The 5,452-nt window shown below is 65.2% G+C and carries 6 protein-coding genes; 2 read left to right on the top strand and 4 right to left on the bottom strand.

The features are described 5' to 3' along the window. Positions 1 to 131: 131 nt before the first annotated feature. Complete coding sequence (locus AC0L3K_RS40165; protein WP_007596244.1) at positions 132 to 1,004, top strand: carbohydrate ABC transporter permease; 873 nt, start codon at positions 132 to 134, stop codon at positions 1,002 to 1,004. Further along, positions 1,001 to 1,852: a carbohydrate ABC transporter permease gene (locus AC0L3K_RS40160; RefSeq protein ID WP_007596245.1), complete on the top strand. Its 852-nt coding sequence runs from the start codon at positions 1,001 to 1,003 to the stop codon at positions 1,850 to 1,852. Before AC0L3K_RS40165 ends, AC0L3K_RS40160 begins: the two co-directional genes overlap by 4 nt. Here the strand turns inward: AC0L3K_RS40160 and AC0L3K_RS40155 are convergent. Genes AC0L3K_RS40155 through AC0L3K_RS40140 form a run of 4 tightly spaced genes read right to left on the bottom strand, consistent with a single transcriptional unit; the run spans position 1,849 to position 5,260 of the window. Continuing rightward, positions 1,849 to 2,349 (bottom strand): DUF6622 family protein, encoded by a 501-nt coding sequence (locus AC0L3K_RS40155; RefSeq protein WP_007596247.1) that lies wholly within the window; start codon positions 2,347 to 2,349, stop codon positions 1,849 to 1,851. The two genes, AC0L3K_RS40160 and AC0L3K_RS40155, sit on opposite strands and share 4 nt — an antisense overlap. A 13-nt stretch (positions 2,350 to 2,362) precedes the next feature. Continuing rightward, positions 2,363 to 3,175 (bottom strand): ABC transporter permease, encoded by an 813-nt coding sequence (locus tag AC0L3K_RS40150; RefSeq protein ID WP_007596248.1) that lies wholly within the window; start codon positions 3,173 to 3,175, stop codon positions 2,363 to 2,365. Between the two features lie 4 nt (positions 3,176 to 3,179). After that, entirely contained in the window at positions 3,180 to 4,094 is a 915-nt protein-coding gene (locus AC0L3K_RS40145) for an ABC transporter permease (protein ID WP_354127181.1), read from the bottom strand. Further along, on the bottom strand, positions 4,091 to 5,260 hold the full coding sequence (locus AC0L3K_RS40140) for an ABC transporter ATP-binding protein (protein WP_473368165.1): 1,170 nt from the start codon (positions 5,258 to 5,260) through the stop codon (positions 4,091 to 4,093). The genes AC0L3K_RS40145 and AC0L3K_RS40140 overlap by 4 nt, the downstream gene beginning before the upstream one ends. Positions 5,261 to 5,452 lie beyond the last annotated feature (192 nt).

Raw genomic sequence — 5,452 nt, 5'->3', positions numbered from 1 at the left:
CGAACTGAGCGCCCGCATCACCCCGGTGGGGGTTTAAGCCATCCCCCCCGCGCCCCCCCCGGGGGTTTAAGTTATAACAACATCACCGGCCGCGTTGGGCGGCCGGCAACTCTTTGAAGAGTCCAAAAAGAATGGCGATTACGCTCTCTGGTGATCAGTCGATCCCCGCACCGCCCTTGTCGTCGCGGCTGACCCCGACGCAAATCTGGGGCATCGTGCTGCTCGCACCCTATTTGCTCGTTTTCCTTGCCTTCGTCGTCTACCCCGTCTGTTACGGGCTATGGCTGGCGCGGGCCCCGTCGAATTATGTCGCGCTCTATAACGACCCGATCTTCGCGCGCGCCGCCGTCAACACGCTGATCTTCCTGGTCATCGGCATCAACATCAAGATGCTGATCGCGCTGTTTTTGTCCGGCTTCTTCGCGCAGCAGCGCACCTGGATCAAATGGCTCTCGGTGGTCTTCATCCTGCCCTGGGCAGTGCCGTCGATCCCGACCATCCTGTCAGTGCGCTTCATGTTCAACCCCGAATGGGGCATGGTCAACCACCTCATCTTCAACTTGACCGGTGATGACGGCCCGAACTGGCTGAACGACCCAACCGTGGCGCTGACGATGGCGATCGGCGTCCACATCTGGAAATCGCTGCCGTTCTGGACGCTGATCCTGATGACCGGACGGCTTGCGATCGCGCAAGATCTGTTCGAGGCCGCCGAGGTCGACGGCGCCAGCTGGTGGCAGAAATTCCGTTACATCACCTGGCCGTCGCTGCAGATGCTCTACATCACCTGCACGCTGCTCTCGATGATCTGGACGCTCGGCGACTTCAACAGCGTCTATCTGCTCACCGGCGGCGGCCCGGCCGACCTCACGCACGTGTTGTCGACACTCGGCATCCGCTATCTCCGGCTCGACCAGCTCTCGCTCGCGATGGCCTCCATCGTCTGCGCGATACCGTTCGTCCTGCCGCTGATGTACTTCATGATGAAACGGTTGTCGCGATGAAGCTTCCCTCTCTCCGTGACGTCGCGACCGAGGCGCGGCTGCTCCTGATCGGCATTCCCGTCCTGCTCTGGACGATGATACCGATCTATCACATGTTCCTGTTCGCGATCTCGCCGAAGGAGGACGCGTTCTCGGGCAAGCTGTGGCCGGATCATCCGACGCTGCACAACTTCGAAATCGTGTTCAAGCAGCAGCATTACTTCCTGCGGGACTTCTACGTGCAGTTCTGGAATTCGCTGGTGATCGCGGCAGCCGTCGGCGTGCTCACGCTCGTCATCGCAACCGCGGCTGCGTTCTCGATCTCGCGGTTGCGCGTGCCCGGCGGGCGCATCGTGATGAACCTCGCGCTGTTCACCTATTTCATCCCGGCAGCGTTCCTCGCGGTGCCGATGTATCGCACCATGGGCAATTACGGCCTGCTCAACAATCATTGGTCGCTGATCCTGGCCATGGTGACGATCGCGAGCCCTTATGCGATCTGGGTGCTCAAGCAGGCCTCCGACAAGCTGCCGGTCGAGCTGGACGAGGCCGCGGTGATGGACGGCGCGACGACTCTCCAGATCTTCCGCCTGGTCTACTTGCCGCTGATGATGCCCTCGCTGGTCGCGATCGGCACCTATGCGGTGCTGCTCGCTTGGAACGAATATCTCTACGCGTTCCTGCTGCTCTCAAACGATCGCGAGATCACCCTCCCTGTCGCGCTCGGCAACTTCCTCGCCGCCGACGACTCGCCGTGGGAGCTGTTGATGACGACCGGCTTCATCTACGCGCTGCCGCCGGCCGCCATCTACTACGCCTTCCGCCGCTACATGGTGGGCGGGCTCACGGCGGGTGCGGTGAAGTCCTAAACATCGGCCGCGCGCTTGCTGCGATATGCGATCAGAAGCGCGACCGTCGAGCCGATGAAATAGCCGGCGGTCGCGCCCGAAATGGCGCGGCCGGCGATGAAGGCCACCGCGCGATCGCCCGCATCGATCGCCGAGATCACGCCAACCGTGTACTGCAGAGAGAACACGACGAGGTTGCGGACCAGCGCAAACGCGCTGCCGGGACGAATGATCTCCCCGGTCGTGTGATCGACATCGAACGGACGCGGCGTCAGGACGCCGAGCGGCAGTAGCGCCAGTGCCGCCGCGATCCAGGCGATCAGCGGCCATGTGCCGTCGTGATGTCCAAAGCCGATCCGTGAGACGCCCCAAACGATGAACACGGCCGGCACGATCAGCGCGCGCCAGATCGGCGTCCTGCGCGGCTGCATCGCCTTGATGCCCTGCCAGACCAGATAGGCGAACAAGGGCCAGACCCAGAGCGGCGTATGGACGAGGACCTGGTAGGTGAATATCACAATGCCTCCCCTCTCAAAGCGGCGCCGCGCTTTCGCCCTGCGAGCTCGACAATTTCGAGGCGAGCGAGGCGATCACGATGACGACCGCGATCAAGGCGATCACCAGCGTGCAGATCGCGTTGATCTCGGGCTTCACTCCCAGCCGTACCTCTGAATAGATCCGGATCGGCAGCGTCGCGGAGCCCGGGCCGGTGGTGAAGCTCGCGATCACGAGATCGTCCAGCGACAGCGTGAAGGCGAGCATCCAGCCCGCGACGATCGCGGGCGCAATCAGCGGCAGCGTCACGGCCACGAACGCCCGCACGGGGTCGCAGCCGAGGTCCATCGCGGCCTCTTCTAATGAACGGTCGAGCGAGCCGAGGCGGGACTGCACGACGACGGCGACGAAGCACATCGTCAGCGTGGTGTGGGCGATCGTCACCGTCCAGAAGCCGCGCTCGGCGTTCAGCGCCACGAACAGCAGCAGCAGCGACAATCCGGTGATCACCTCCGGCATCACCAGCGGCGCATAGAGCATGCCGGAGAACAGGGTGCGGCCGCGAAACCGCTCGCCGCGCGACAGCGCCACGGCGGCGAGCGTGCCGATCAGGGTCGCAATGGTCGCCGACGAAACCGCGACGCGCAGGCTCATCCAGGCCGCCTCGATCATGGCGCGGTCATTGAAGAACTCGTGATACCAGCGCAGCGACCAGCCACCCCACACCGTCACCAGCCGCGAGGCGTTGAAGGAATAGATCACGAGGATCAGGATCGGCAGATAGAGGAAAGCCAGACCCAGCGCGAGCGAGACGACGTTGAAGCGGGACAGGCGGGAGACCTTGCGCATCGCCTCACCGCCCCTGTTCCAGCTGCCGCTTCTGCAGCCGTTCGTACAGCAGCAGCGGGACCAGCAGCACCACCAACAACACGATGGCCGCGGCGGAGGCGACCGGCCAGTCTTTGTTGGTGAAGAATTCGAGCCACAGGGTCTGACCGATCATCAGCGCATTGGAGCCGGCCAGGAGATCCGGAATGACGAACTCGCCGACGATGGGGATGAAGCACAGCAGCACGCCGGCGCCGACGCCGGGCAGCGACAGCGGGAAGGTGACGAGCCAGAACACCTGCCAGCGCGGTGCGCCGAGATCGGAGGCGGCCTCCTCCAGCACCGGCTCCATTTTGGCGAGCGTGGCATAGAGCGGCAGGATCATGAACGGCAGGTAGGAATAGACGATGCCGATATACATCGCGCTGTCGGTGGAGAGCCACACCACCGGCTGGCTGACGAGATGCAACGCAAGCAGGATCTGGTTGAGCAGGCCGTCATGCTGGAGAATGTTGATCCAGGCATAGATGCGGATCAGGAACGAGGTCCAGAACGGCACGATCACCAGCACCATCGCCACGGCCTGCCAGCGCGTCGGCAGCCGCGCCATGCCGTAGGCGATGGGATAACCGATCAGGAGCAACAGCGCGGTCGCGGTGACGGCGACGGTGAGGCTACGCACATAGGCGAACACGTAAATATCGTCGGAGACGAGCAGCCTGAAATTGTCGATCGACAGCGCAGCAAAGGCGGCCTTCAGCGCCCCCCATCCCGCCATCAGGTCGAACACCGGCTCGTAAGGCGGCTGCGCGATCGCCGTCTGCGACAGGCTGATCTTCAGCACGAAGCCGAACGGCACCAGGAAGAACAGCACCATCCAGACATAGGGCGCGATCGCGGCAAGGCGAGCGGGTCGCGCAAAAATGCGGCGCGCGCTCATGACGGCAGCACCACGCAGTCGTCGGGCGTGAACCAGGCGACGACAGGCTGGTTCAGGCTGTAGGCGTCGACATCGAGGCGCGCGCTGTTGGCGACCGAAGCCTGCAGCATCCCGCCGGCGTCCAGCTTCACCTTGTAAGTGGTGGTGCCGCCGAGATAGCAGATGTCGGCGATCACGCCGTCCAGCTGGTTGATCGCCGTTTCATGACCGGCTTCCCGCACCGGACCACGGCGCGACAGCTTGACCTTCTCGGGGCGGATCGCAACCGATAATCTGCCCTCGCCGAACGGCTCGCGCGGCTCCGCCACCACCAGCGCGCCCGCATCGCGCGTGCCGATGACCAGACGATGACCGTCGCGCAATTTGGACTCGGCGTCGAACAGGTTGACGTCACCGACAAACTCCGCGATCCAGCGCGAGCGTGGCGCCTCGTAGAGCTCGCGCGGGCTGGCGACCTGCGCGAGCTTGCCGTCCCTCATCACACCGATCCGGCTCGCCATCGTCATCGCCTCTTCCTGGTCGTGGGTGACGATGATGAAGGTCATGCCGAGCCGGCGCTGCAGCTCCATCAGCTCGCCTTGGGTGCTTTCGCGCAGCTTCTTGTCCAGCGCTGCGAGCGGCTCGTCGAGCAGAAGGAGCTGCGGGCGTCGCGCCAGTGCGCGCGCCAACGCCACGCGCTGGCGCTGGCCACCGGAGAGCTGATCGGGCTTGCGCTTCTCGAGCCCATCGAGCTTCACCAGCGCGACCATCTCCGCAACGCGCGTGGCGATGTCGGCGCGCGCCATGCCGGCGCGCTTCAGGCCGAAGGCGATGTTGTCGCGGACCGACAGGTGCGGAAACAGCGCGTAGTTCTGGAACATCATGTTGATCGGCCGCTCATGCGGTAGCGCCTGCGCGATGTCCTTGCCGCCGAGCAGGATGCGCCCTTGATCCGGCGCTTCGAAACCGGCGAGCATGCGCAGAAGCGTGGTCTTGCCGCAGCCGCTGGGCCCGAGCAGTGCAAAGAACTCGCCGGCCTTGATGTCGAGCGACACGCCGTCGACGGCCCGGAACGTCCCGAACGTCTTGGCGACGCCCTCGATGCGCAGCAGCGGCTCGCCGGCCGCGAACTGCGTCTCTCCAACCGCAGCCGCAGCCGCGTCTGTTCCGGGCAACTCGTCAGTCATGGTCCCTGCCAACCCCAATCCCGCCGCACGCTAGCGGCCGATCGTCCCCAGCTCAACCGGTTCGGGGGGTGGCGGGGGGGGGGGGGGGGGGGGGGGCGGGGGGGCGGGGGGGGGCGGGGGGGGGGGGGGGGGCGGGGGCGGGGGGGGGGGGGGGGGGGGGGGGGGGGGGGGGGGGGGGGGGGGGGGGGGGGG

It is taken from the genome of Bradyrhizobium sp. MI1.10, from assembly GCF_055811035.1.
This window is presented reverse-complemented; position numbering and strand designations above follow the sequence as displayed.